General features: G+C 70.6%; 23 protein-coding genes and 1 pseudogene. 9 read left to right on the top strand and 15 right to left on the bottom strand.

From position 1 onward, the window contains the following. Positions 1–192: 192 nt before the first annotated feature. Positions 193–600 carry a YciI family protein gene (locus tag ABZ904_RS26770; protein ID WP_359396543.1) on the top strand — a complete coding sequence of 136 codons (408 nt, stop codon included), beginning with the start codon at positions 193–195 and terminating at the stop codon, positions 598–600. Between the two features lie 8 nt (positions 601–608). Continuing rightward, complete coding sequence (locus tag ABZ904_RS26765; RefSeq protein ID WP_359396579.1) at positions 609–1,754, top strand: DUF6596 domain-containing protein; 1,146 nt, start codon at positions 609–611, stop codon at positions 1,752–1,754. Between the two features lie 216 nt (positions 1,755–1,970). On the opposite strand, the gene ABZ904_RS26760 is transcribed toward ABZ904_RS26765, so the two are convergent. After that, positions 1,971–2,663, bottom strand: a complete 693-nt coding sequence (locus tag ABZ904_RS26760; protein ID WP_360993954.1) for a TetR/AcrR family transcriptional regulator — start codon at positions 2,661–2,663, stop codon at positions 1,971–1,973. Positions 2,664–3,027: 364 nt separating this feature from the next. Between ABZ904_RS26760 and ABZ904_RS26755 the strand changes: the two genes are divergently transcribed. Next, positions 3,028–3,477 carry a nitroreductase family deazaflavin-dependent oxidoreductase gene (locus tag ABZ904_RS26755; protein WP_359396549.1) on the top strand — a complete coding sequence of 150 codons (450 nt, stop codon included), beginning with the start codon at positions 3,028–3,030 and terminating at the stop codon, positions 3,475–3,477. A gap of 12 nt (positions 3,478–3,489) precedes the next feature. On the opposite strand, the gene ABZ904_RS26750 is transcribed toward ABZ904_RS26755, so the two are convergent. Continuing rightward, positions 3,490–4,722: a geranylgeranyl reductase family protein gene (locus ABZ904_RS26750; protein ID WP_360994144.1), complete on the bottom strand. Its 1,233-nt coding sequence runs from the start codon at positions 4,720–4,722 to the stop codon at positions 3,490–3,492. Positions 4,723–4,905: 183 nt separating this feature from the next. Between ABZ904_RS26750 and ABZ904_RS26745 the strand changes: the two genes are divergently transcribed. Then, entirely contained in the window at positions 4,906–6,261 is a 1,356-nt protein-coding gene (locus ABZ904_RS26745) for a dipeptidase (protein ID WP_360993957.1), read from the top strand. Positions 6,262–6,469: 208 nt separating this feature from the next. Here ABZ904_RS26745 and ABZ904_RS26740 read toward each other — a convergent pair whose 3' ends face one another. Together ABZ904_RS26740 and ABZ904_RS26735 are read right to left on the bottom strand one after the other, a co-directional pair. Next, positions 6,470–7,510 (bottom strand): NUDIX domain-containing protein, encoded by a 1,041-nt coding sequence (locus ABZ904_RS26740; protein ID WP_359396555.1) that lies wholly within the window; start codon positions 7,508–7,510, stop codon positions 6,470–6,472. 149 nt (positions 7,511–7,659) lie between these two features. Further along, positions 7,660–7,854 carry a hypothetical protein gene (locus ABZ904_RS26735; RefSeq protein WP_359396557.1) on the bottom strand — a complete coding sequence of 65 codons (195 nt, stop codon included), beginning with the start codon at positions 7,852–7,854 and terminating at the stop codon, positions 7,660–7,662. Between the two features lie 143 nt (positions 7,855–7,997). Between ABZ904_RS26735 and ABZ904_RS26730 the strand changes: the two are divergent. Further along, positions 7,998–8,522 (top strand): annotated as a pseudogene (locus ABZ904_RS26730) (NPCBM/NEW2 domain-containing protein); the annotation flags it as partial. Positions 8,523–8,844: 322 nt separating this feature from the next. On the opposite strand, the gene ABZ904_RS26725 reads toward ABZ904_RS26730, so the two are convergent. Continuing rightward, on the bottom strand, positions 8,845–9,804 hold the full coding sequence (locus ABZ904_RS26725; protein WP_359396559.1) for an ROK family protein: 960 nt from the start codon (positions 9,802–9,804) through the stop codon (positions 8,845–8,847). Between the two features lie 247 nt (positions 9,805–10,051). On the opposite strand from ABZ904_RS26725, the gene ABZ904_RS26720 reads away from it, so the two are divergent. After that, on the top strand, positions 10,052–11,089 hold the full coding sequence (locus ABZ904_RS26720; RefSeq protein ID WP_359396581.1) for a LacI family DNA-binding transcriptional regulator: 1,038 nt from the start codon (positions 10,052–10,054) through the stop codon (positions 11,087–11,089). Between the two features lie 242 nt (positions 11,090–11,331). Here ABZ904_RS26720 and ABZ904_RS26715 read toward each other — a convergent pair whose 3' ends face one another. Next, complete coding sequence (locus ABZ904_RS26715; RefSeq protein ID WP_361825905.1) at positions 11,332–12,636, bottom strand: aldolase/citrate lyase family protein; 1,305 nt, start codon at positions 12,634–12,636, stop codon at positions 11,332–11,334. A gap of 218 nt (positions 12,637–12,854) precedes the next feature. Here ABZ904_RS26715 and ABZ904_RS26710 point away from each other — a divergent pair, with 218 nt between their 5' ends. Next, positions 12,855–13,760, top strand: a complete 906-nt coding sequence (locus ABZ904_RS26710) for an endonuclease/exonuclease/phosphatase family protein (RefSeq protein ID WP_359396563.1) — start codon at positions 12,855–12,857, stop codon at positions 13,758–13,760. Between the two features lie 57 nt (positions 13,761–13,817). On the opposite strand, the gene ABZ904_RS26705 is transcribed toward ABZ904_RS26710, so the two are convergent. The 4 genes from ABZ904_RS26705 to ABZ904_RS26690 all read right to left on the bottom strand — a co-directional run bounded on the left by ABZ904_RS26705 (position 13,818) and on the right by ABZ904_RS26690 (position 17,157). Then, positions 13,818–14,780, bottom strand: a complete 963-nt coding sequence (locus ABZ904_RS26705) for an electron transfer flavoprotein subunit alpha/FixB family protein (RefSeq protein WP_361825903.1) — start codon at positions 14,778–14,780, stop codon at positions 13,818–13,820. A gap of 56 nt (positions 14,781–14,836) precedes the next feature. Continuing rightward, positions 14,837–15,622 carry an electron transfer flavoprotein subunit beta/FixA family protein gene (locus tag ABZ904_RS26700; RefSeq protein ID WP_361825901.1) on the bottom strand — a complete coding sequence of 262 codons (786 nt, stop codon included), beginning with the start codon at positions 15,620–15,622 and terminating at the stop codon, positions 14,837–14,839. Positions 15,623–15,912: 290 nt separating this feature from the next. Then, positions 15,913–16,422: a flavin reductase family protein gene (locus tag ABZ904_RS26695; protein ID WP_359402385.1), complete on the bottom strand. Its 510-nt coding sequence runs from the start codon at positions 16,420–16,422 to the stop codon at positions 15,913–15,915. 321 nt (positions 16,423–16,743) lie between these two features. Continuing rightward, complete coding sequence (locus ABZ904_RS26690) at positions 16,744–17,157, bottom strand: thioredoxin family protein (RefSeq protein ID WP_361825912.1); 414 nt, start codon at positions 17,155–17,157, stop codon at positions 16,744–16,746. 75 nt (positions 17,158–17,232) lie between these two features. On the opposite strand from ABZ904_RS26690, the gene ABZ904_RS26685 reads away from it, so the two are divergent. Continuing rightward, positions 17,233–17,649, top strand: coding sequence for a DUF4395 domain-containing protein (locus ABZ904_RS26685; RefSeq protein ID WP_361825899.1), 417 nt, complete (start codon positions 17,233–17,235; stop codon positions 17,647–17,649). Positions 17,650–17,850: 201 nt separating this feature from the next. Further along, positions 17,851–18,579, top strand: coding sequence for a lysophospholipid acyltransferase family protein (locus ABZ904_RS26680; RefSeq protein WP_359402391.1), 729 nt, complete (start codon positions 17,851–17,853; stop codon positions 18,577–18,579). Between the two features lie 6 nt (positions 18,580–18,585). On the opposite strand, the gene ABZ904_RS26675 is transcribed toward ABZ904_RS26680, so the two are convergent. The 5 genes from ABZ904_RS26675 to ABZ904_RS26655 all read right to left on the bottom strand — a co-directional run bounded on the left by ABZ904_RS26675 (position 18,586) and on the right by ABZ904_RS26655 (position 23,221). Then, entirely contained in the window at positions 18,586–19,278 is a 693-nt protein-coding gene (locus ABZ904_RS26675) for a phenylalanine--tRNA ligase beta subunit-related protein (protein WP_359402394.1), read from the bottom strand. Positions 19,279–19,286: 8 nt separating this feature from the next. Beyond that, positions 19,287–19,880: a transglutaminase family protein gene (locus ABZ904_RS26670; protein ID WP_359402397.1), complete on the bottom strand. Its 594-nt coding sequence runs from the start codon at positions 19,878–19,880 to the stop codon at positions 19,287–19,289. An 88-nt stretch (positions 19,881–19,968) separates the two neighbouring features. Then, a complete protein-coding gene (locus ABZ904_RS26665) occupies positions 19,969–21,039 on the bottom strand; it encodes a low specificity L-threonine aldolase (RefSeq protein ID WP_359402400.1) in 1,071 nt (356 codons plus the stop codon). Beyond that, positions 21,036–21,788 carry an SDR family NAD(P)-dependent oxidoreductase gene (locus tag ABZ904_RS26660; RefSeq protein WP_359402544.1) on the bottom strand — a complete coding sequence of 251 codons (753 nt, stop codon included), beginning with the start codon at positions 21,786–21,788 and terminating at the stop codon, positions 21,036–21,038. The genes ABZ904_RS26665 and ABZ904_RS26660 overlap by 4 nt, the downstream gene beginning before the upstream one ends. Before the next feature lie 35 nt (positions 21,789–21,823). Beyond that, positions 21,824–23,221 carry a DUF6421 family protein gene (locus tag ABZ904_RS26655; protein WP_360993982.1) on the bottom strand — a complete coding sequence of 466 codons (1,398 nt, stop codon included), beginning with the start codon at positions 23,219–23,221 and terminating at the stop codon, positions 21,824–21,826. Between the last annotated feature and the right edge of the window lie 195 nt (positions 23,222–23,416).

Genomic DNA, 23,416 nt, shown 5'->3' with positions numbered 1-23,416 from the left:
GATCGCCCTGGCGATGCTCAGCCTCGGCGGACACCGCCCGCAGCTACCAGGCCGTCAACTCGCATAACCCCACCCACGGAAGCGACAGGAGAGCCAAAAAAATCTGACGGCGATGTCGAGAACCCGTGACCGGCTCCGTCCCAGCGGTGAACGTGACCACAATGGGTCGCACCAGTACCGAGGAGAAACCCCATGGCCAAGTACTTGCTGCTCAAGCACTACCGCGGCGCCCCGGCTCCGGTGAACGACGTGCGCATGGACCAGTGGACGCCGGAGGAGATCTCGGCGCACGTGCAGTACATGCACGACTTCGCGGCCCGGCTGGAGAAGACCGGCGAGTTCGTCGACGCTCAGGGACTCGCCCCCGAGGGGGCGTGGGTCCGGTACGACGGCGAGGGGCGTCCCCCGGTCACCGACGGCCCGTTCGCCGAGACCAAGGACCTCATCGCCGGCTGGATGATCATCGACGTCGACAGCTATGACCGCGCCGTCGAGCTGGCCGGGGAACTGTCGGCCGCCCCCGGGGCAGGCGGGAAGCCGATCCACGAGTGGCTCGAAGTACGCCCCATCATGGCCGCGCCGCCCACCATCACGGAGTGACCTCACCGATGAACGAGGCCCTGCTCCGGAGCCTCACCCCGAGCGTGCTCGGAATCCTCGTCCGCCGCGGAGCCGACTTCGCGGCGGCCGAGGACGCCGTGCAGGACGCGCTGATCGAGGCGTTCCGCGTGTGGCCGGCCGACCCGCCGCGGGACCCGAAGGGCTGGCTGGTCACCGTGGCCTGGCGCCGGTTCCTCGACGCGACCCGGGCGGACGCCGCCCGCCGCCGGCGTGAGGACCTCCTCGACGAGGAGCCGGCGCCCGGGCCCGCGCCCGCGGTGGACGACACGCTCCAGCTCTACTTCCTGTGCGCCCACCCGTCGCTGACACCGTCGTCCGCGGTCGCGCTCACGCTGCGCGCCGTCGGCGGGCTGACCACCCGCCAGATCGCCCAGGCCTACCTGGTGCCCGAGGCGACCATGGCGCAGCGCATCAGCCGGGCCAAGCGCACCGTCTCCGGCGTGCGGTTCGACCAGCCCGGCGACGTCGCCACCGTGCTGCGCGTCCTCTACCTGGTCTTCAACGAGGGCTACTCCGGCGACGTCGACCTCGCCGCCGAGGCCATCCGGCTCACCCGGCAGCTCGCGGCCGCGATCGACCACCCCGAGGTGGCGGGACTGCTCGCCCTCATGCTGCTCCACCACGCCCGGCGGGCCTCACGGACCGCACCCGACGGCAGCCTGGTACCGCTCGCCGAGCAGGACCGCGGCCGCTGGGACACCAAGTCGATCGCCGAGGGCGTCGAGATCCTGCAGACGGCCCTGGCCCGCGACCGGCTCGGCGAGTTCCAGGCCCAGGCCGCCATCGCTGCACTCCACGCCGACGCGCCCACCGCCGAGGAGACCGACTGGGTGCAGATCGTCGAGTGGTACGACGAGCTCACACGCCTGACCGACAGCCCCGTCGTCCGGCTCAACCGCGCTGTCGCCGTCGGCGAGGCCGACGGACCGCGCGCCGGGCTGGCGGCGCTCGCGGCACTGAACGACTCGCTGCCTCGCCACGCCGCGGTGGCCGCGTACCTCCACGAGCGCGACGGCGAGCTGGAGACGGCGGCACGGCTGTACGTCGATGCGGCCCAAAAGGCACCCAACCTCGCCGAGCGCGACCACCTGACACGCCAGGCCGCCCGGCTGAACGCCCGTCGGCGTAGCTGAGAACCGTGCCCGGACTTTCCCGCAGCACCTGGCGCTGAAGTGCCGGGTGAAGGTGACCCACTTGCGGGAGGGTTCGGCCGCCCGAAGCACGGTTCGCCCAGGTTCGCGCACGAAGAGCCCGACTCCATAGGGCTGGATCAGGGCTGGACCGTGTCGACTTGCCGACGGCCGGAACCTGCCCATCAACTTCCCGAAGGCCGGAACCTGTCGACGGACCTAGGGGAACACCAGGCCGACCCCGTGGGCGAGTTGGGCCACCGCGTGCCGGAAGAACGCGCCCCGGTCCTCCACCACGTTGTGGAACTGCCCGAACAACTCGAACCCGACCAGCCCGTACAGCTGCGCCCAGGCGGCCACCATGGCCGTGACGACCTCCGGCGGGAGGCCGGGCGCCAGCTCGGCGGTCATACGGCGGGCCTCGGGCTCGAGTTCGGCGGGCACCCGCGGGCGGGCCACACCACGCTGCCGATACGCGTCGCGCACGATGCCGAGGAGCAGGAGGCCGACCCGGGAGGCGGGCGGGATGGTCGTCTCGGGCGCGGCGTAACCGGGCACGGGCGAGCCGTAGATGAGCGCGTACTCATGCGGATGCGCGAGCGCCCAGCCCCGCACCGCCTCGCACACGGTGACCCAGCGCTGCGCGGGGGCGACATCGCCGGCCTTGGCGTCGGCGGCCTCCGCGGTCTCCCCCAGGGAGTCGTAGGCGTCGATGATGAGGGCGGTGAGCAGGTCGTCGCGACTCGGGAAGTAGCGGTAGAGCGCGGAGGAGACCATGCCGAGCTCGCGGGCGACCGCGCGCAGCGACAGTCTGGAGGCGCCTTCCGAGGCGAGCTGTCGGCGCGCCTCTTCTTTGATGGCGGCGGTGACTTCGATCCGGGCACGGGCGCGAGCCCCTTGTGCAGTGCTCATACAGGCAGTGTTGCACGGATACGGAGCAGTGCACACAAACGAGAGCGGTGCTCTACGACGATCCGGACATCATGCGTTGCGCTTCGACTACAGCGCCGCCCGCAGGAAACTCGCCGCCACACCCACCACAGATCCGCCGCACAGGCAGCCGCCACACCCACCACAGATCCGCCAGGCACACACCAACGCCACCCCCCGGGAACGCCCCGCCAGACAGAGCACCGCTCTCCAAGTAAAGCGACGCCCAAGAACAAGAGCACCGCACACTAACGAGAGCGCTGCTCTTGCATTGAAGCGCCGATCACACCCATACTCATCCAAGCGAGAGCACTGCTCACACTTTTCCGTCCAGGAGGATGCGGCCATGTCCACGCACGTGCAGAAGCCCGGCTGGTTCACCGTCAACGTCTTCAACAATGCGGTGGCCTGGCTGACCCGCCGCGGCATCAGCATCTGGGGGTCACGCGTCCTCGCGGTCCGCGGGCGCAAGAGCGGTGAGTGGCGCACCACTCCCGTGAACCTGCTGACCGTGGACGGCCGGCAGTACCTGCTCGCTCCCCGCGGTCACGTCCAGTGGACCCACAACATGCGCGCGGCCGGGGGCGGCGAACTGCACCTCGGGAAGAACGTGGAGGTGTTCACCGCGACCGAAGTCGCCGACGACGACAAGGTTCCGCTCCTGCGCGCCTACCTCAAGCGCTGGAAGGCCGAGGTCGGCGTCTTCTTCAAGGGCGTAGGGCCCGACTCCCCGGACGCGGACCTGCGCCGCATCGCCCCGGACCACCCCGTCTTCCACATCACGGTCAAGAGCTGACCCGCACCGGGGTCAGGAGCCGGCGCTCTCGCCCGCGGGCCGAGGGTCCAGCACGGTCAGCGCGCGCTGGGCGATCGGGCGGCTGCGGACGATCTCGGCCAGGGACGTGGCCCCCTGAGTGATGTCCTTGAACGCATTCCAGGCGGGACGGAACCCGGTCAGAGCCGCGTGGAACAGACCGGGACGACGCTCGAACGCGGCCAGCAGCCGCTTGCCGACGCTCATCTCGACGCCCAGTCCCGCCTTGATCGCGAACGCGTAGTTCAGAGCCTGCCGGCGCGTGTCCACCCCGTCGTGGGCCTCCGCGATGCGCACCGCCCACTCCCCCGCGAGCCGCCCCGACCGCAACGCGAACGAGATGCCCTCACGGGTCCACGGCTCCAGCAGCCCCGCCGCGTCTCCGCACACCAGCACCCGCCCGCGCGACAGCGGCGAGTCGTCGGCGCGGCAGCGGGTCAAGTGCCCGGAGGAAATGCTCGGTTCGAAGCCGGCTAGCCCGAGCCGGGCGATGAAGTCCTCCAAGTACCGCTTGGTCGCGGCGCCTTCACCACGAGCGGAGATCACGCCGACCGTCAGCGTGTCGCCCTTCGGGAAGACCCAGCCGTAGCTTCCGGGCATCGGGCCCCAGTCGAGGAGCACCCGGCCCTTCCAGTCCTCGGCCACGGTCTCCGGTACCGGGATCTCCGCCTCCAGGCCCAGATCCACCTGGTCCAGCTTGACTCCGACGTGGGCCCCTATACGGCTGGCGCTGCCGTCCGCACCCACGACGGCGCGCGCCAGCACCGTCTCGCCGCCCTGCAGGACAACGGCGACCGTGCGCCGGTCGGGCACCGCCGAGCCGTGCTGCTCGACCCGTGAAACGGTCACGCCCGTCCGCAGTTCGGCGCCCGCCTTCATCGCGTGCTCGACGAGCTGCTGGTCGAACTCGGGGCGGTTGATCAGCCCGAACAGCATGTTCTTGGAGCGGCGAGTGCGGGTGAAACGTCCGTTGTTGGAGAAGGTGATCGCATGCACGCGGTCGCGCAGCGGCAGCTCGAACCCGGGCGGCAGGGCGTCGCGGGAGGGCCCGATGATGCCGCCCCCGCACGTCTTGTAGCGCGGCAGCTCCGACTTCTCCAGCATCAGCACGCCGCGCCCCGCGACGGCCGCCGCGTAGGCGGCCGAGGCACCCGCGGGTCCCGCGCCCACCACGACGACGTCCCACACCCGCTGTACGCCGTCCGCTGAAGAGTTCTCGCCGCTCACGATGGTCCACTGCCTCCGATCCAAAGGACTGCCGCACCTGCCTCCCGCATCCTACGGCGGCGTCGCCACAGGCCACTGTGGGAGGATCGGCAGCGTATGCGCACTGCACACCAGTACGCGCCTACGCATACCCATACAGGACGTACTCATCGGTACAACGTCGCACCTACAAGGAGCGTGCCCATGTCGTCGAATCCGGTCGCCGAGGCCGTTGCCTCGCTGATGCCCAAGGCGAAGGAAGAGCTCACCGAACTGGTGGCCTTCAAGTCGGTGGCGGACTTCGACCAGTTCCCGAAGAGCGAGAGCGAGGGCGCCGCCCGGTGGATCGCCGACGCGCTGCGCACCGAGGGCTTCGAGGACGTGGCGCTGCTCGACACCCCGGACGGCACGCAGTCGGTGTACGGCTACCTGCCCGGCCCCGAGGGCGCGAAGACGGTGCTGCTGTACGCGCACTACGACGTGCAGCCGCCGCTCGACCCGGCCGGCTGGACCACTCCGCCCTTCGAGCTGACGGAGCGCGACGGCCGCTGGTACGGCCGCGGCACCGCCGACTGCAAGGGCGGTCTCATCATGCATCTGCTCGCGCTGCGCGCCCTGAAGGCGAACGGCGGCGTGCCCGTGCACGTCAAGGTGATCGCCGAGGGTTCCGAGGAGCAGGGCACCGGCGGTCTGGAGCGGTACGCCGAGGAGCACCCGGACCTGCTCACCGCCGACACCATCGTCATCGGCGACACGGGCAACTTCCGCGTCGGCCTGCCGACGGTGACCTCCACGCTGCGTGGCATGACCCTGGTCCGGGTCCAGGTGGACACCCTCGAAGGGAATCTGCACTCGGGCCAGTTCGGTGGCGCCGCTCCTGACGCGCTGGCCGCCCTGATCCGCGTCCTGGACTCGCTGCGGGCCGAGGACGGGTCGACGACGGTCGAGGGGCTGGCGTCGGATTCCGGCTGGTCCGGCGTCGAGTACGCCGAGGAGCAGTTCCGCACGGACGCGAAGGTGCTCGAGGGAGTCGGGTTGATCGGCTCGGGGTCGGTCGCCGACCGTATCTGGGCGCGTCCGGCCGTCACCGTCCTCGGCATCGACTGCCCGCCGGTGGTGGGCGCGACCCCGTCGGTCCAGGCAAGCGCCCGGGCGCTGATCAGCCTGCGGGTGCCGCCGGGGGTGGACGCGGTCGAGGCGACGAAGCTGCTCCAGGCCCATGTGGAGGCGCGCACCCCGTGGGGCGCACGGGTGCGGACCGAGCAGATCGGGCAGGGGCAGCCGTTCCGCGCGGACACCTCCAGCCCGGCCTACACGGCCATGGCAGAGGCGATGGCGGTCGCCTACCCGGGCCAGGAGATGCAGTACGCCGGCCAGGGCGGCTCCATCCCGCTGTGCAACACCCTCGCGTCGCTGTACCCGAAGGCGGAGATCCTCCTCATCGGTCTGAGCGAGCCGGAGGCGCAGATCCACGCGGTCAACGAGAGCGTCTCTCCGCAGGAGTTGGAGCGTCTGTCGGTCACCGAGGCGCTGTTCCTGCAGAACTACGCGGCGAGCTGACCGGCTCCGGTCCACGCGGCGAACTCCATGACTCCGGCCCGCGGCGAAGGAACTTCGCTCCGGGCCGGAGGTCCGTCCACTCCCGTCCCACGGATGTCGGCGCACCCCTTTCGCGTCTCCGCCCCCGCTTCGCCGTGGGCAGTCCCGCCTCCGGGCAGAGGGCAGTCGAGCCGACCCGGGACGTCGCCGTCGGCAGGCAGCGCGCGGTTCAGTCGACCGGGACGCCGGCCTCCAAGTAGAGTGCCGCGCCGCGTTCGCGTGCGCGCAGCGCCCAGCGCAGCCGCTCGTAGCGCACCGGCGGAAGCAGATCCCCCGCCTCGGTCTCGGTGACGAACCGCCAGTCGCGCAGCTCAGGGCCGGGCAGCAGGAGACGGCCGGCTTCGGTGCTGTCGAGTCGGCCCCCGTCGAAGAGGAGGCGCAGTCCGCCGTAGCCGGGCGGCGTGGGGGGTTCCCAGTCGACGACCAGCAGCCGCGGGACCTCGTCCAGCGTGATGCCGGTCTCCTCGGCGACCTCGCGGATGCCGGCGCGGGCGGGGGCCTCACCGGGTTCGACGACGCCGCCCGGGAACTCCCAGCCGGCTTTGTAGGTGGGGTCGACGAGCAGCACACGGTCCTGCTCGTCGAACAACAGCACGCCCGCGGCGACGGTTTCGGCGGTCGGCTCGGGCGTCTGCACGATGTCGCACACGGACGCGGAGCCGGAACGGACGGCCTCGGCGATCCGCACGGCGGTCTCGTGCGGGGAGAGGGCGCCGGTGTCGACGGGGTACGCGTCGGCGGTGAGCCAGGCGCCGAGCGCGGCGCGATAGGACTCGATGTGGTCGTACGCCCACTGCCGGACCCGCATGTCGCCGTCGGGCAGGTCCGGCGGGACCTCCCGACCGGCTATTCGCTCCCGCAGTATCGTTTCAGCCGGAGCGAGGAGAATATGGCGCACGGGGATGCGGCGGGCGGCGAGCCCACCGAAGATCTCGTCGCGGTACTCCTGGCGGAGAAGGGTCATCGGAACCACGAGCACACCGCCGAGTTCCGCGAGCATCGCGGCCGCCGTGTCGATCACCAGCCGCCGCCAGATCGGCAGGTCCTGGAAGTCGCCGACGTCGGCGAGGTGCTTCGCCGGCAGCAGGTGCGTGAGCGCCCCGCCGATGACCTCAGGGTCGAAGAGCGCGCTGTTCGGGATCAGTTCGATCAGTTCCCGTGCGGTGGTCGTCTTCCCCGCACCGAACGCACCGTTGATCCAGACGATCACGGTTCCCCCTCTTCTGTTGGCCCCCTGTGGCTTGCCCGCTCCACCCTGCCACGGAAACCCGGCGCTGATGAGGGCGCATCCGGCGACGGCGTGCCGCGACGCCGGTACCCCTGCCGTCCACAGGCACCGGCGCCGCGTCGCGGGTCTCGTCAGCTGTTCTCGCCCAGGGTGCCCTCGTCCACGGCCAGGCTGTCGTGGCCGATGGTGTGGTCGACGGTGGTGAACGTGTCCTTCACGTTGAGGTCGCCGAGCCCGTCGTGGTCGGCGGCGGGCGAGGGAGTGATGGCGGCCACGACGAATCCGGTGGCGAGGGAGGCGATGGCGAGCATGCTGCGCTTCTTCATGCCCTGTTCAACTGCGGAGCCGGGGCAGGGGTCACGCACGAGCTGACGCCTCGTCGGGAGTCGAGTGTCCGGCCCGGCCCGGGACTTCGCCGGTGGCACCCCATTCGATGGCGACGGCGTCGGCCCCGACGGCGCACCATGCAACGCTGAGGGCGGCCTACCGGTCGCCGACGGGCGCCCGGGTCGACAGCGTGGTGCCGGCGACGGCGACCGTGGTCGTGCCACCGCGCTCGGGGGTCTCGTATCTGAGCGATCTGCCGTGGTTGTCGGCGACCAACGGGTACGGGCCGGTGGAACGCGACACCAGCAACGGGGAGAGTGCCGCGGGTGACGGCCATCCGCTCACCATCGGCGGGGTCGGGTACGCCAAGGGGCTCGGCGCACACGCCGCGAGCGACATCGCCTACTGCACCGGCGGGGCGTGCGAGACGGTGACTGCCGAGGTCGGCGTGGACGACGAGAAGGGCAGCAAGGGCACGGTCGCCTTCGAGATCACGGCGGACGGCACCACGGTCGCCTCGACGGGGGTGCTGACCAACGCGGCGACCGCCCAGCCGCTCACCGCGAAGGTGACGGGCGCACGGGTCGTCCACCTCGTCGTCACCGATGGCGGCGACGGGATCGACTCGGATCATGCGGACTGGGCGGACGCGAAGCTGAGTTGCTGAGCTCGAGTCGCTGAGGCGCGCGTGGGCGCCCCCGATGAACCAGCGACGGGGGCGCCTTCCCGGTTCGCGCGGGAGGGGCCCGGAGCCGGCCATCGACGGCAGGACGAGCCCTACCGGCCCCTCGCGCACATGCGGCGCCCCCTGCCGGGACGCTCGGCCACTCACCTCAGCAGCCGCAGCGGCACCGGCCCCCGCACTGCGTCGCCGCCGCGGGAAGCGCAGACGGCACCGTCCACCGGGCGCAGCCGTACACGCCGCCCCGGTACCCGTACTCCTCGCCCGGCTCCCCGCGATGCCGCGCGCCGGTCGTCTCCGTCCGCGATCAGATCGGGAGGCCCACCGTCGCCGCGTTCTCCCTGCCGCGAAGCGCCGCGGCTGCCGCGCCCACGAGACCCGCGTCCGTGCCCATCTGGGCGGGCGTCACGGTCAGACGCTGCACGAACGAGAGGGTCGCGTAATCGGTCAGGGCCTTGCGCAGGGGTGCGAAGAGGACGTCGCCCGCCTTGCCCACTCCCCCGCCGATCACCGCGATGTCGATCTCCACGAGGGTCGCGGTGGCGGCGATCCCCGCGGCCAGCGCCTGAGCGGCCCGCTCGAAGGAGGCCAGGGCCACCGGGTCGCCCGCACGCGCCGCGGCCGCCACCGCGGCCGCCGAGGCGTCACCGTCCGGACCCGGCTGCCAGCCGCCCTCCAGGGCGCGGCGGGCGATGTTCGGCCCGCTCGCGATGCGCTCCACACAGCCCCGCGATCCGCACGGGCACGGATCGCCGTCGAGGTCGACGCTGATGTGCCCGATGTGGCCCGCGTTCCCGGTCGGACCGGGGTGCAGGCGCCCGTTCAGGACCAGGCCTCCGCCGACGCCCGTCGACACCACCATGCACAGCGCGTTGTCGTGGCCGCGGGCCGCGCCCTGCCAGTGCTCGGCGGCCGTGATCGCCACGCCGTCGCCGATCAGCTCGACGGGCAGTCCGCCCGTCGCGGCCCGGACCCGCTCCACCAGCGGATACCCGCGCCATCCCGGAACGTTGACCGGACTGACCGTTCCTGCGGACGCGTCCACCGGACCCGCGCTGCCGATGCCGACGGCCTGCGCCCTGCTCCACAACGGCGAGACCGCCAGTTCCGCCACGACCTCCTCCACGGCCCCCATGACGGTGTCGCCGTGCTCCTGGGCGGGCGTCGCACGCTGCGCACGCAGCAGGATCCGGCCATGGCCGTCCACCAGCGCTCCGGCGATCTTGGTGCCGCCGATGTCGAGTGCGGCCACGAGGTCGGTGTGCATCCTGGTCAGATCTCCCCATGCTTCAGTCGTACCGGCCCGGCGGACGGCGGGCCGCCGCCATGGGTCCGGTTCCCCCGGCCGGGCACTGGCAGGAGGCGCCTATGAGGGAAGGCGCAGGCCGGAGATTGCGGTGGACAGTGTCTCCTGGATCTGACAACGTTGTCCAGGCTCTATGCTCGACGCCACATCCTCATACCACCCATGGGACCGCCTCATCCCCGTGGACGACAGGACAGGACAGCGCATCGTGCCCGACACCGCCCGACGACCCGAGAACCGCTACGGCAATCGTCCGACCATGAAGGACGTGGCCGCACGAGCCGGAGTCGGCCTGAAGACGGTCTCGCGCGTGGTCAACGGCGAGCCCGGGGTCACCCCCGACACCGAACGCCGCGTCCAGGAGGCCATCGAGGCACTGGGCTTCCGCCGCAACGACAGTGCGCGGGTGCTCCGCAAGGGCCGCACCGCGAGCATCGGCCTGGTCCTCGAGGACCTCGCGGACCCGTTCTACGGTCCGCTGAGCCGCGCGGTCGAGGAAGTCGCCCGCGCCCATGGCGCCCTGCTGATCAACGGTTCCAGCGCGGAGGACCCGGACCGCGAGCAGGAGCTGGCGCTCGCGCTGTGCGCGCGTCGCGTGGACGGACTGGTCGTCATCCCGGCCGGCGACGACCACCGCTACCTGGAGCCGGAAATGAAGGCCGGCGTCGCCACGGTGTTCGTGGACCGCCCCGCCGGCCGGATCGACGCCGACGTGGTGCTGTCCGACAGCTTCGGCGGCGCCCGGAACGGGGTCGCCCACCTCATCGCCCACGGCCACCGCCGCATCGGTTTCATCGGTGACATGCCGCGCATCCACACCGCGGCCGAGCGACTGCGCGGCTACCGCGCCGCCATGGAGGACGCGGACATATCCGTGGAGGACTCCTGGATGTCCCTCGGCGTCACCGATCCGGATCGGGTGCGCACCGCCGCGGATGAGATGCTGTCGGGTCCCTCCCCCGTGACCGCAATCTTCGCGGGCAACAACCGTGTGACGGTCACCGTCGTCCGTGTCCTCGCCGAGCACGACCGCCCGGTCGCCCTCGTCGGCTTCGACGACTTCGAGCTGGCCGATCTCCTCAAGCCCGGCGTCACGGTCGTCGCCCAGGACGCCGCCGCCCTCGGCCGCACCGCCGCCGAGCGGCTGTTCCGCCAGCTCGACGGCACTCTGATCGCCCCTGAGCGCATCGAACTCCCGACCCGGCTGATCACCCGCGGCTCCGGCGAACTCCCGCCCGCGGACTGAGGGATGACGCTCCGCCGGGTTCCCGGGCGCCCGGGAACCCTGTGAGGCCGCACGTGACCGAAGGCTCCGGGCGGAGCACCCGGGCGCACTGCCGCCGTAGGTGAAGTGCGGGCCGTCCACCGCCGGCCGCATCCGTGCCGCGGCCCTTCCCGGATTCAGGGCCGGGCGCTCGGACCCCGTGCCGCCGCGCAGGCCGTGGGTGCCGGCACCCGCCTGGGAGCCCTGCCTCGAACGCAGGCCGCTCAGGTCCCCGAGATCGTGAGATCGCCTCGCCCGGGCGCAGCGAAGCCTTCCAGGTCCGCCCGGGTCAGGCCGGTGGCCTTCGCCACCTCCTCGACGTCCAGCGCGCCGCAGTCCAGCCCCCGCAGCAGATAGCCGCTGAGCGCCTTGGCGGTCGCGGGCTCGTCCATGACATCGCCGGCGGTGCGATGGACATAGCGGGCGATCCGTGCAGCGGCCTGCTCGAAGCCCTCCCGGTAGAAGGCGAACACGGCGGCGTACCGGGTCGGCAGGTGTCCGGGGTGCATGTCCCAGCCCTGGTAGTAGGCGCGGGCCAGCGCCCGCCGGGTGAGCCGGTAGTGCAGCCGCCAGGCTTCGTGGACCTTCTCCGTCGGGCCGACCGGCAGGACGTTCGTGGAGCCGTCGCAGACGCGTACGCCGGTGCCGGCGGCCGCCACCTGCATGACCGCCTTGGCGTGGTCGGCGGCCGGGTGGTCGCTCGCCTGGTAGGCCGCGGACACCCCGAGGCAGGCGCTGTAGTCGAAGGTGCCGTAGTGCAGTCCGGTGGCGCGGCCCCCGGCGGCGTGGATCATCCGGGCGACCGTCGCGGTGCCGTCGGCGGCGAGGATGGACTGGCTGGTCTCGATCTGGATCTCGAACCCGAGCCGTCCGGGCAGGAGGCCGCGCGCCTTCTCGAACGCCTCCAGCAGCCGCACCATGGCGGTGACCTGCTCGGCGTAGGTGACCTTGGGCAGCGTCAGCACCAGCCCGTCGGGCAGACCGCCGGCCTCCACAAGGCCCGTCAGGAAGATGTCCAGCGTGCGGATCCCGCGCTCCCGTACCGCCGCCTCCATGCACTTCATCCGGATGCCCATGTAGGGCGCGGCCGTACCGTTCGCATACGCCCCGGCGATCAGCCGGGCCGCGCGGGCCGCTGCCTCGTCCTCCTCGGCGTCCGGGCGGTGGCCGTAGCCGTCCTCGAAGTCCACCCTCAGGTCTTCCACCGGCTCGCGCCGCAGTTTCGCGCGCACACGGTCGTGGACGGGCCCGGCCAACTCGTCGGCGAGCCCCAGGACGGCGGCCAACGACTCGGCGTCTGGGGCGTGTTCGTCCAGGGAGGCGAGGGCCTGGTCACCCCAGGAGCGGATGGTTCCGGCCGTGAAGGCGTCCGCGGGGACGTAGACCGTGTGGACGGGCTGGCGCGTGCCGCGGTCACCGGGATAGCGGAGCTCCAGCTCTCGGTCGACCGGTGCGAGAGACGCGCTGATCTCCTCGCCGACGGCGCCCGCAAGGCTCGTCGCCACCCGCTCCTGCTGGCCTTCGCCCATCCCACACCCTCCCGTTTTCCGCTCCACGGAATCAACAATCCGTAGAACGAAGCTATCCACGGCTCTCGACGCCGGTCAACACCCTCTTGCGTGCCGGGCCTTCCTCGCCATCCATGGGAGACACGCCCACCTTTGCCATGTTCACGCCCGTCTGATACGGCTCTGTCACACTACGGTGCGCCCGGCTCGTCCGGCACCCGCCTCGCAAGGAGCCCCTCGTGCCCCACCTCAGCCGAGTCACGCGCCGCCTGGGCCTCAAGGGCCTCGCGGCGGCCGCGGTCACCCTCCCGCTGTCGAGTACGGCTCTGTCCCTTCAGCACGCCTCGGCCACCGATCCGCAGGACAGCCGTCTGGAGGTCATGTCGTTCAACCTGCGCTTCGCGAGCACCACCGAACCCAACAGCTGGGCCGTCCGACGACCGGTGATGCGCGAACTGCTGCACAGAGAGCGGCCGCACGTCCTCGGAACCCAGGAGGGCCTCTACCAACAGGTCCGTGACATCGCGGCCGACCTCGGGGCGGGCCACGCATGGATCGGCACGGGCCGCGCGGGCGGCAGCCGTGACGAGTTCGTGGCCGTCTTCTACGACACCCTGCGGCTCACTCCGGTGGAGTACGACCACTTCTGGCTCTCCGACACCCCAGAGGTGATCGGCTCCAACACCTGGGGCGGTGCCTGCATCCGCATGGTCACCTGGGTCCGCTTCCGCGACGTGCGCCAGGGCGGACGGGAGTTCTACCTCCTCAACACCCACCTGGACAACGCCAGTCAGTACGCGCGCTCGCGCGCCGCATCCCTGATCACCGACCGCATCGCCGGACTCGACCGCTCGCTGCCGGTCGTGGTGACGGGTGACTTCAACGCGGCGGCCCACAGGAATCCCGTCTACGACACGCTTCTGGGCGCCGGACTCGTCGACACCTGGGATGCGGCAGAGGAGCGCTCCGCGCTGTACGGCACCTTCCACGGCTACCGGCCGCTGAAGCCGAACGGCGACCGCATCGACTGGATCCTGGCCACACCCGGCGTTTCGGCGCACCGGGCCTCGGTGAACACCTTCTCCCACAACGGCCAGTTCGCCAGCGACCACCTGCCCGTGCAGGCGTCGCTCACCCTGGGATGACGCGAGGCCCCCGCGACCGCCGGCTCGGTCGCGGGGGCCTCGCGCCCGCGGAGTCGCTCAGCCCTTGCGGGTGTTGATCTCCTCGGTCAGCTGCGGGACGACCTCGAAGAGGTCACCCACCACGCCGTAGTCGACCAGGTCGAAGATCGGCGCCTCGGAGTCCTTGTTGATCGCGACGATCGTCTTCGAGGTCTGCATACCGGCACGGTGCTGGATCGCACCGGAGATACCGGAGGCGATGTACAGCTGCGGGGACACGCTCTTACCGGTCTGGCCGACCTGGTTGCTGTGCGGGTACCAGCCCGCGTCCACCGCGGCACGCGAGGCGCCGACGGCCGCACCGAGGGAGTCGGCGAGCGCCTCGATGACCGCGAAGTTCTCCGCGCCGCCCACACCGCGGCCACCGGAGACCACGATCGCGGCCTCGGTCAGCTCCGGACGGCCCGTCGACTCACGCGGCGTACGGGCGGTGACCTTGGTGCCGGTGGCCTTCTCGGAGAAGGACACGGTCAGCGCCTCGACCGCACCGGCGGCCGGGGCGGCCTGAACCGCGGCCGAGTTCGGCTTGACGGTGATGACCGGGGCACCCTTGCTGACACGGGAGGTGGTGGTGAAGGAGGCGGCGAACACCGACTGGGTGGCCACCGGACCCTCCTCGCCGGCCTCCAGGTCGACGGCGTCGGTAATGATCCCGGAGCCGATACGCAGGGCCAGACGAGCGGCGATCTCCTTGCCCTCCGCGGAGGACGGCACCAGGACCGCGGCCGGCGAGACGGCCTCGTAGGCGGCCTGCAGCCCGTCCACCTTCGGCACGACCAGGTAGTCGGCGTACTCCGGGGCGTCGTTCGTGAGGACCCGCGCGGCACCGTGCTCGGCGAGCGCGGCAGCGGTGTTCTCCGCGCCCGCACCAAGGGCGACGGCGACCGGCTCGCCGATACGGCGGGCCAGCGTGAGCAGCTCCAGGGTGGGCTTGCGGACCACGCCGTCCACGTGGTCGACGTAGACGAGAACTTCAGCCATGGGAATGGATCTCCTAGCGGATTGCGAAGTCTGAGAGACGGTCAGGCTGGGAAGCCTTAGATGAACTTCTGGCTCGCGAGGAACTCAGCGAGCTGCTTGCCGCCCTCGCCCTCGTCCTTGACGATGGTGCCCGCGCTACGCGCCGGGCGCTCGGCCGCGGCCTCGACCTTCGTCCAGGCACCCTCGAGACCGACCTGATCGGCCTCGATCTCCAGGTCCGAGAGGTCCCAGGACTGAACCGGCTTCTTCTTGGCCGCCATGATGCCCTTGAAGGAGGGGTAACGCGCCTCACCCGACTGGTCGGTGACCGAGACGACGGCCGGCAGCTGCGCCTCGAGCTGCTCGGAGGCCGTGTCGCCGTCGCGGCGGCCCTTCACAGTGCCGTCCTCCACGGACACCTCGGACAGCAGCGTGACCTGCGGCACGCCCAGACGCTCGGCCAGCAGCGCCGGGACCACACCGGCGGTGCCGTCGGTGGACGCCATGCCCGAGATCACCAGGTCGTACCCGGCCTTCTCGATCGCCTTGGCCAGCACCAGCGAGGTGCCGATGATGTCCGTGCCGTGCAGATCGTCGTCCTCGACATGGATCGCCTTGTCGGCACCCATCGACAGCGCCTTGCGCAGCGCGTCCTTGGCGTCCTCGGGTCCGACGGTCAACACGGTGACCTCGGCGTCGTCCGCATCCTCGGCGATCTGGAGGGCCTGCTCGACCGCGTATTCGTCGAGCTCGGAGAGCAGACCGTCCACGTCGTCCCGGTCGACGGTCAGGTCATCGGCGAAGTGCCGGTCGCCAGTGGCGTCGGGCACGTACTTAACAGTGACAACGATCCTCAAGCTCACGCCGGCTCTCCTACTGCATCGTCATTTCTGGGCTGCCTTCTTCCAGGCAGCATAGGCGCCTGAAGCGGCCGATCCCGGTCGGGGCGACCCCGCGCTCCGAACGAAATATTACTCACCAGTACATCCAGTGGATGCCCGCTAAGCAAGCGCTTTGAACTGTGACCTTGACAACGCTGCGTAACCAGCGGACGACCGGCCCCCAAGCCGGCGGGGCGGGCTGCGGCTTGCTCCGGCGGCACGCGCCCGGACCGACAGGCGGTCGAGGCGCCCCCGTCCCGGGCGGTGGGTGCTCAGTCCCTCAGGCCGTTGAAGCGTCCCTGGTGATAGAGCAGCGGGCGCCCGGCTCCCGAGGGGTCGCCCAGGACGACCTCGGCGAGCACGATGCGATGGTCCCCCGCGGGGACGCGCGCGACGACACGGCACACGAGCCAGGCGAGCACGTGGTCCAGCACGGGAACCCCCTCGGGCCCCTGGCGCCACCGTGTGGGCGCGCCGAAACGGTCGGCGCCGCTCTTGGCGAACGTATGGGCCAGGGCTTCCTGGTGTTCGCCGAGTATGTGCACGCCGACGTGGTCGGCCTCGGAGATGACGGCCCAGCTGGAGGAGCCGGCCCGGATGCCGAACGAGATGAGCGGGGGCTCGGCGGAGACGGAGGTGAGGGAGGTGGCGGTGAAGCCGACTGGCCTGCCGCCCCCTTGGGCGGTGATCACGGCCACTCCGGCCGCGTGCCGCCGGAAAACGGAGCGCAGCAAGTCGGGCGAGGCGAGCTGAGGGGTACCGAGGCCGGGCGTGGCCGTCATGGAACTGTCCTTCTGCGACGGTGACGTGGAGGGCTCCCCGCTCATGGGACCCCCGCTCGAGCAGAGCCGAGAGTGGGGGAAGGGCCGCCGGCGGGGGATGATCCGTGGCTGCTCAGCAGTCCGGACAGCGCGCACTCGCGGTGCGGGCCAGGTCCACGTGGACCCGTTCGAAAAGATGGAGTTCCGGGGGCATGTGGTCAGGCTGACGATAGATGGTGGGTGCAGTCAAGTCGGTTCCGGTATCTGGGAGATACGTCATCCGCTGCCTCACAGTCACCTCACATGCTTCGGGGAGGGCCTGGCCGTGCGGCCGAGGAGGTGTCAGACCGCCTCGCCGAGCGCGGCGATCACATCCGCCTTGCGCGGCTGCCCCGTGGCCCGTCGAACGATCCGCCCGTCCGCGTCCAGGACGAGCACGGCGGGCGTCTTGAGGATGTCGAGCGCTCGGACGAGTTCGAGCCGCTGCTCGGCGTCGATCTCCACATGGGCGACGCCGGGCACCATGGTGGCCACCTCGGCGAGGACCCGCCGGGTCGCCCGGCAAGGAGCGCAGAAGGCACTGGAGAACTGGACGAGCGTCGCCCGCTCGCCGAGCCCCTGGCCCAACTCGGCGGCACCGAGCCGCTTTCCGCCGTCCCGCACGCGCACTCTCACTCTCCCGCTCCGCCACCGGTGCAGCACTCCGAACGCACTCGCCAGCACGAGCACGGTCACACACACCACGAGTCCGCCCATCATCAGCTCCAGCATTCACAAGACTGCAAAGATTCCCGGCTCCAGGAATCGTTGCCGCTGCGGAATGCTTGATTCATGGACATCGATGCGAGGGGGCCGCGTTTCGGGGCGGCCGTGACGACCGTGGTACTGGCCGTCGTCCTGGTCACCGGTAGCGCCTGGCTACTGGCCTGGCAGCTCCTGGTGTTCGCCCTGGGCGCGGCCGGGGGTGTGACGCGAGCTCCCTACGGGTGGCTGTTCCGGAGGTTCGTACGGCCCCGGATCGGGCCGCCGACGGAGTTCGAGGCCCCGCAACCACCTCAGTTCGCACAGGCGGTCGGCCTCGTCTTCGCCGCCCTCGGGCTCGTGGGCCATGCCGCCGGGTGGCAGTGGCTCGCATTCGCGGCGACCGGGGCCGCACTCGCCGCCGCCTTCCTCAATGCCGCGTTCGGGTACTGCCTGGGGTGCGAGTTGTATCTGCTCGTACGCCGGGCGGTGATGCGTGCGGAGTAGCCGGACGGCGGCAGGGCGTCGCGCAGGCGCGCCGACACGTGCTGCGGACGGGTGACGTGACGAGGATCTCGCCGCGCACCGGCACCAGAACTGGCCCCGCGTCCGTTCTTCGGGCACGATCTGCGAGATGCCGCAAACCTACGGCAGCGTAACTTCCGCCGGGAGTCCCTTCCCAGGCAGAGAGAAGGGTCTGTCCCGTCCATGGCTGAGCTCGTCTACCGTCCCGTCATCGGTCTCGCCCTCACGATGTTCAAGGCATGGGACCTCAAGATCGACTGCAAGGGGTCGGAGAACATCCCCCGGTCGGGCGGCGCGGTGCTGGTGAGCAATCACATCAGCTATCTGGACTTCATCTTCAACGGCCTCGCGGCACTCCCCCAGAAGCGCCTGGTGCGCTTCATGGCCAAGGAGTCCGTCTTCCGGCACAAGGTCTCCGGCCCGCTGATGCGCGCGATGAAGCACATCCCGGTGGACCGCAAGCAGGGTGAGGCGGCGTACGAGCACGCGCTGGGCTCGCTCAAGGCGGGCGAGGTCGTCGGAGTCTTCCCGGAGGCCACGATCTCGCAGTCCTTCACACTGAAGAGCTTCAAGTCGGGCGCCGTGCGGCTGGCCCAGGAGGCGGGTGTCCCGCTGATCCCGATGGCCGTGTGGGGTACGCAGCGGCTGTGGACCAAGGGGCACCCGCGCAACTTCCGGCGCAGCCACACCCCGATCACGATCCGGGTCGGCGAGGCAGTCGAAGCATCGCGCGACACCTACGCGGGTGCGCTCACGCGCCAGCTGCGCGAGCGCGTCCAGGAACTGCTGGAGGCCGCGCAGCGCGCCTACCCCGTGCGCCCGAAGAGCCTGGACGACACCTGGTGGATGCCCGCCCACCTCGGCGGCACGGCACCCACCCCCGAGCAGCTGCGCGCCGCCGAGGCGCACTGACCCGGGTCAGGCAGGGGCGTGGACGGTGATCCGCGCCCCTGGGCTGAACTTCTCGATCAGTTCGGCGAGTTCGGCTCCGGCCTGCTCCATCTCGGACACCGGCATGGGAGCCAGGCCCTCCAGCAGGAAGAGTGCCGAGGTCGAATTCTCGGTGAGCCGGGTGCGCGGTCCCTGGCGCCAGTTCCAGCGGCGGCAGGTCACGCCCCTCTCGTCGCGCCAGACCACCTCGCCGGCGTCCGGGTGCTCGACCGTTTCCTCGCCCTCCGCCACGGTCACGAACTCCTCCTCGCCCGTGGCCCGTACGAGATGCATGGAACCCTCGATGAGGTCGAGGTCCTCTCCGCCGACCGGGATCAGATGGGCGACGCTGATCGCGTTGTAGATGTCGACGAGCACATTGATCCGGGGCAGGCCGGCGTCGGACAGAGCGCGCTTCGCCAGCGCCTCGGCCGAGTTACGGGTCCGCGAAGGCTTGGCGCCGAAGGCCGTGTACGTCGCACGCCAGGCCGCCATGTGGGGATCCTCATGCGGTGCGCGGCCGTCCAGGCGTACCGCCAGCCGACGGGCCGCGTCGTCGAGCAGGGCCGAAGTGCCTTCGGTGCTCGGCCCGTTGACGAGGGCGTGGGCCTCGATCGCGATGTGCGTGAAGCCGGGCGCCAGGGTGCGCACCGCGTCGGACACGGTCAGGTTGGGAGTCATCGCCTGCCTCAGAGTGCGGTGGGGAGCGTCTTCCAGAGGGCCTCTCGGTCGGGCGCGGCCTGGAGGGCGTTCAGCACGACCGGATGAGGTACAGCATACAGGACTGGATAGTCCGCTTCATTGCACTCCTTCTCGGGCACCCAGGCCAGCCGCTCCCCGTCGAGGGAGAACCGGGCGTCGACGCCCGGTTTGTTGCCGCGAGGGTCCTGCCGGTGCCAGGCGCCGCCGAACCGCACGGCGACCAGCCCATGGGCGATGTGACCGTCGCCGTCGTCGCACCGAAGCCGCTGGTAGCAGAGCGCGGTCGGGATGTCCTCGGCGCGCAGCAGGGCGGCCAGCGCGTGCGCCTTGGCATGGCAGATGCCGGTGCGCTGCTCGAGCACGTCGGAGGCGCGCCAGGTGACACGCGGATCGCCGCTGTCGCCGGAGTGCGGAATGGAGTCGCGTACGAACTCGTACGCTGCCTGCGCATAGGTATACGAGTCCACTACACGGCTCGCGAGGCGTGCGGCGGTGCTGCGAACCACCGGATGATGATGGTCGATGACCTCGTCGGCGGCCAGGTAGGCGGAAAGGTCAGGGGTCTGCTGGATCAGCTCCATACCCGCAGAGCATAGGAATGCGGCCGATCATCGAGCAATTGATTTTCGATCGGCCGCATAGCTATGCAGAATCTGATCCCTGCGGGCGTTACCGCGCCATCTCCTCCTTGAGGGCCGCCACGAACCGGTCCACGTCCTCTTCGGTCGTGTCGAAGGCGCACATCCAGCGCACGACGCCCGCGGCCTCGTCCCAGAAGTAGAAGCGGAAGCGCTTCTGCAACCGCTCGCTCACATCGTGCGGCAGACGGGCGAAGACGCCATTGGCCTGCACCGGGTAGAGGATCTCCACGCCGTGGACCGCACGCACGCCCTCGGCCAGTCGCTGCGCCATCTCATTGGAGTGACGGGCATTGCGCAGCCACAGGTCCTTGGCGAGCAGAGCCTCCAACTGCACCGACACGAAGCGCATCTTTGAGGCGAGCTGCATGGACAGCTTGCGCAGGTGCTTCATGTGGCGGACGGCGTCCTGGTTGATGACGACGATCGCCTCGCCGAACAGCGCGCCGTTCTTCGTGCCGCCGAGGGAGAGGATGTCGACGCCCACGGCGTTGGTGAAGGTCCGCATCGGCACGTTCAGGGAAGCGGCCGCGTTGGCTATCCGCGAGCCGTCCAGGTGCACCCTCATCCCGTGCGCATGGGCGTGCTCGCAGATCGCGCGGATCTCCTCCGGGGTGTAGAGGGTGCCGAGCTCGGTGCTCTGGGTGATCGAGACGACCTGCGGCATGGCGCGGTGCTCGTCGTCCCAGCCGTACGCCTGCCGGTCGATGAGCTCGGGCGTGAGCTTGCCGTCCGGTGTGGGCACGGTGAGCAGCTTCAGCCCGCCCATGCGCTCGGGGGCGCCGCCCTCGTCGACGTTGATGTGCGCGCTCTCCGCGCAGATGACCGCGCCCCAGCGGTCGGTGACCGCCTGGAGGGCGACGACGTTCGCACCGGTGCCGTTGAAGACCGGGAAGGCCTCGGCCGTCGCCCCGAAGTGACCGCGGACGATCCCCTGCAGGTTCTCGGTGTACGCGTCCTCGCCGTAGGCGACCTGGTGGCCGCCGTTGGCCACGGCCAGGGCGGCGAGCACCTCCGGGTGCGCCCCGGCGTAGTTGTCGCTTGCGAAACCGCGGACCTGCGGGTCGTGGTGGCGACGCGCGTCGGTCTTGGGAGGGTTCACGGCTTCTCGGTCAGCCACAGACGGTTTCCGTTCACTTCGGCTGCGGGCTTCTCCCAGACCCCGGCGATGGCCTCGGCCAGGTCCTTCACGTCGGTGAAGCCCGCGAACTTCGCGTTGGGACGCTCGGCGCGCATCGCGTCGTGCACCAACGCCTTCACCACCAGGATCGTAGCCGCCGCACGCGGCCCCTCGGCGCCTCCGGCCTTGCGGAAGAAGTCGGCCATGGCCAGCGTCCACGCCTCGGCGGCGGCCTTGGCGGCCGCATAGGCGGCGTTGCCCGCGGAGGGGTTGCTGGCGCCCGCGGCACTGATCAGGACGTACCGGCCGCGGTCGCTGCGCTGCAGCGCCTCATGGAAGGCGAGCGTGGTGTGCTGCACGGTGCGGATGAGCAGCAGCTCCAGGAAGTCCCAGTCGTCGAGGCTGGTCTTGGTGAAGGTCTCGCTGCCCCGCCAGCCGCCGACGAGGTGCACGACGCCGTCGACGCGGCCGAAGTCCTTCTCGATGTGGGTGGCCCAGGCGTGGGTGGACTGCAGGTTCAGGAGGTCCACGGTGTCCCCGACGACCGTGGCGCCACCGTGGGCGTAGCGAGCCGCGTCCACGGCCTCCGAGAGCCGCTCGGGGTCGTTGTCCGCCGCGACGACCGTCGCTCCCGCATCGGCCAGGCGCAGCAGTGTCGCCCGGCCGGCGGGTCCGCCCGCGCCGGCCACCGCGATCACCGCACCGCTCAGTGGCCCGTTCCCGTTCCCCATCTTCGCCTCCTGCTGAGCAGTGTTGGTGCGGTCGCTCACGCGGCGATCCGCTCGGCGCCGTCCGCCGTGATGCCCTTGGTGGAGGCGATCACATTCTTCAGCTTCTTGGACAGTGCCTCGTAGAACATGCTCAGCGGAAACTCGTCCGGAAGCACGTCATCGACGAGCTTGCGCGGCGGCAGGGACAGGTCGAGGGCGTCGGGACCCTTGGCCCACGTGGAGCCCGGGTGCGGGGCGAGATAGGTGGAGACCAGCTCGTAGGCCTTGAACCAGTGGACGAGCTTCGGGCGGTCGATGCCCTCCCGGTACAGCGTCTCGATCTCCGCGCACAGCTGGTTGGTGATCTGCGGGGCGCGCTGCCAGTCGATGGACAGCTTGTTGTCCGTCCAGCGGACCACGTCGTGCTTGTGCAGGTAGGCGAAGAGCAGCTGGCCGCCGAGACCGTCGTAGTTACGCACGCGCTCGCCCGTCACCGGGAACCGGAACATACGGTCGAAGAGCACCGCGTACTGCACGTCACGACCCTGCGGGAAGCCGTCGGCATCCAGCTTCACGGCCTCCTTGAAGGCGGTGAGGTCGCACCGCAGCTCCTCCAGGCCGTACATCCAGAACGGCTGGCGCTGCTTGATCATGAAAGGGTCGAACGGCAGGTCACCGTGGCTGTGGGTGCGGTCGTGGACCATGTCCCACAGCACGAAGGCCTGCTGGCAGCGCTCCTGGTCGTGGACCATGGCGGCGATGTCCTCGGGCAGCTCCAGGCCCAGGAGGTCGACGGCGGCCGCGGTGACACGGCGGAAGCGGGCCGCCTCGCGGTCGCAGAAGATGCCGCCCCAGGAGAACCGCTCCGGGGCCTCGCGCACGGCGATGGTCTCCGGGAAGAGGACGGCCGAGTTGGTGTCGTAACCGGCGGTGAAGTCCTCGAAGGTGATGCCGCAGAACAGCGGGTTGTCGTAGCGGGTGGCCTCCAGCTCGGCGAGCCAGTCGGGCCAGACCATGCGCAGGACGACCGCTTCGAGGTTGCGGTCGGGGTTCCCGTTCTGCGTGTACATCGGGAAGACGACCAGGTGCTGGAGCCCGTCCCTGCGGTCCGCGGCGGGCTGGAAGGCCAGCAGCGAGTCAAGGAAGTCCGGCACCTTGAAGCCGTCGTCGGCCCAGCGGTGCAGGTCCTTCACCAGCGCCTCGTGGTAGGCGTTGTCGTGCGGCAGCAGCAGGGAGAGCTCCGCGACGGCGTCCGCCACACGGCGCACCGCGAGGACCGCGTCCGCCGGGGCCGGCGCGCCCTCGGCGTCGAAGTCGATGGAGCCGTCCTTGGACTGCCATGGCCGGATCTGTTCCACGGCACTCTTGAGCACGGGCCAAGCCGGATGGTCCACCACCCTGCCCTGCGGAGGAACCTGCCCCTCCGGACCCAGCTGCACAAGAATTTCCGTCATGACCCAACCTCCACGGGAGAACCTCGCGTAAGGACACCGTATGCATACGAGGTTTCTTCCAGCAAGAGGGCCCTCGGGAAAATATCCTGCCCTCCCCCGGCTTCACCGCTCTTTTTCCTGTCGGACGCCGACAGGTCGATGAGTTCCTCGAACCGTCACCCGACTGCGCGAAGGCCGCCGGGGAGCCGGGCCGGG

The sequence above is a fragment of the Streptomyces sp. NPDC046900 genome (genome assembly GCF_040644975.1).
Lineage (GTDB): Bacteria > Actinomycetota > Actinomycetes > Streptomycetales > Streptomycetaceae > Streptomyces.
Note: the sequence above shows the minus strand (reverse complement) of the source record. Positions and strands in the feature narration are given on the sequence as shown.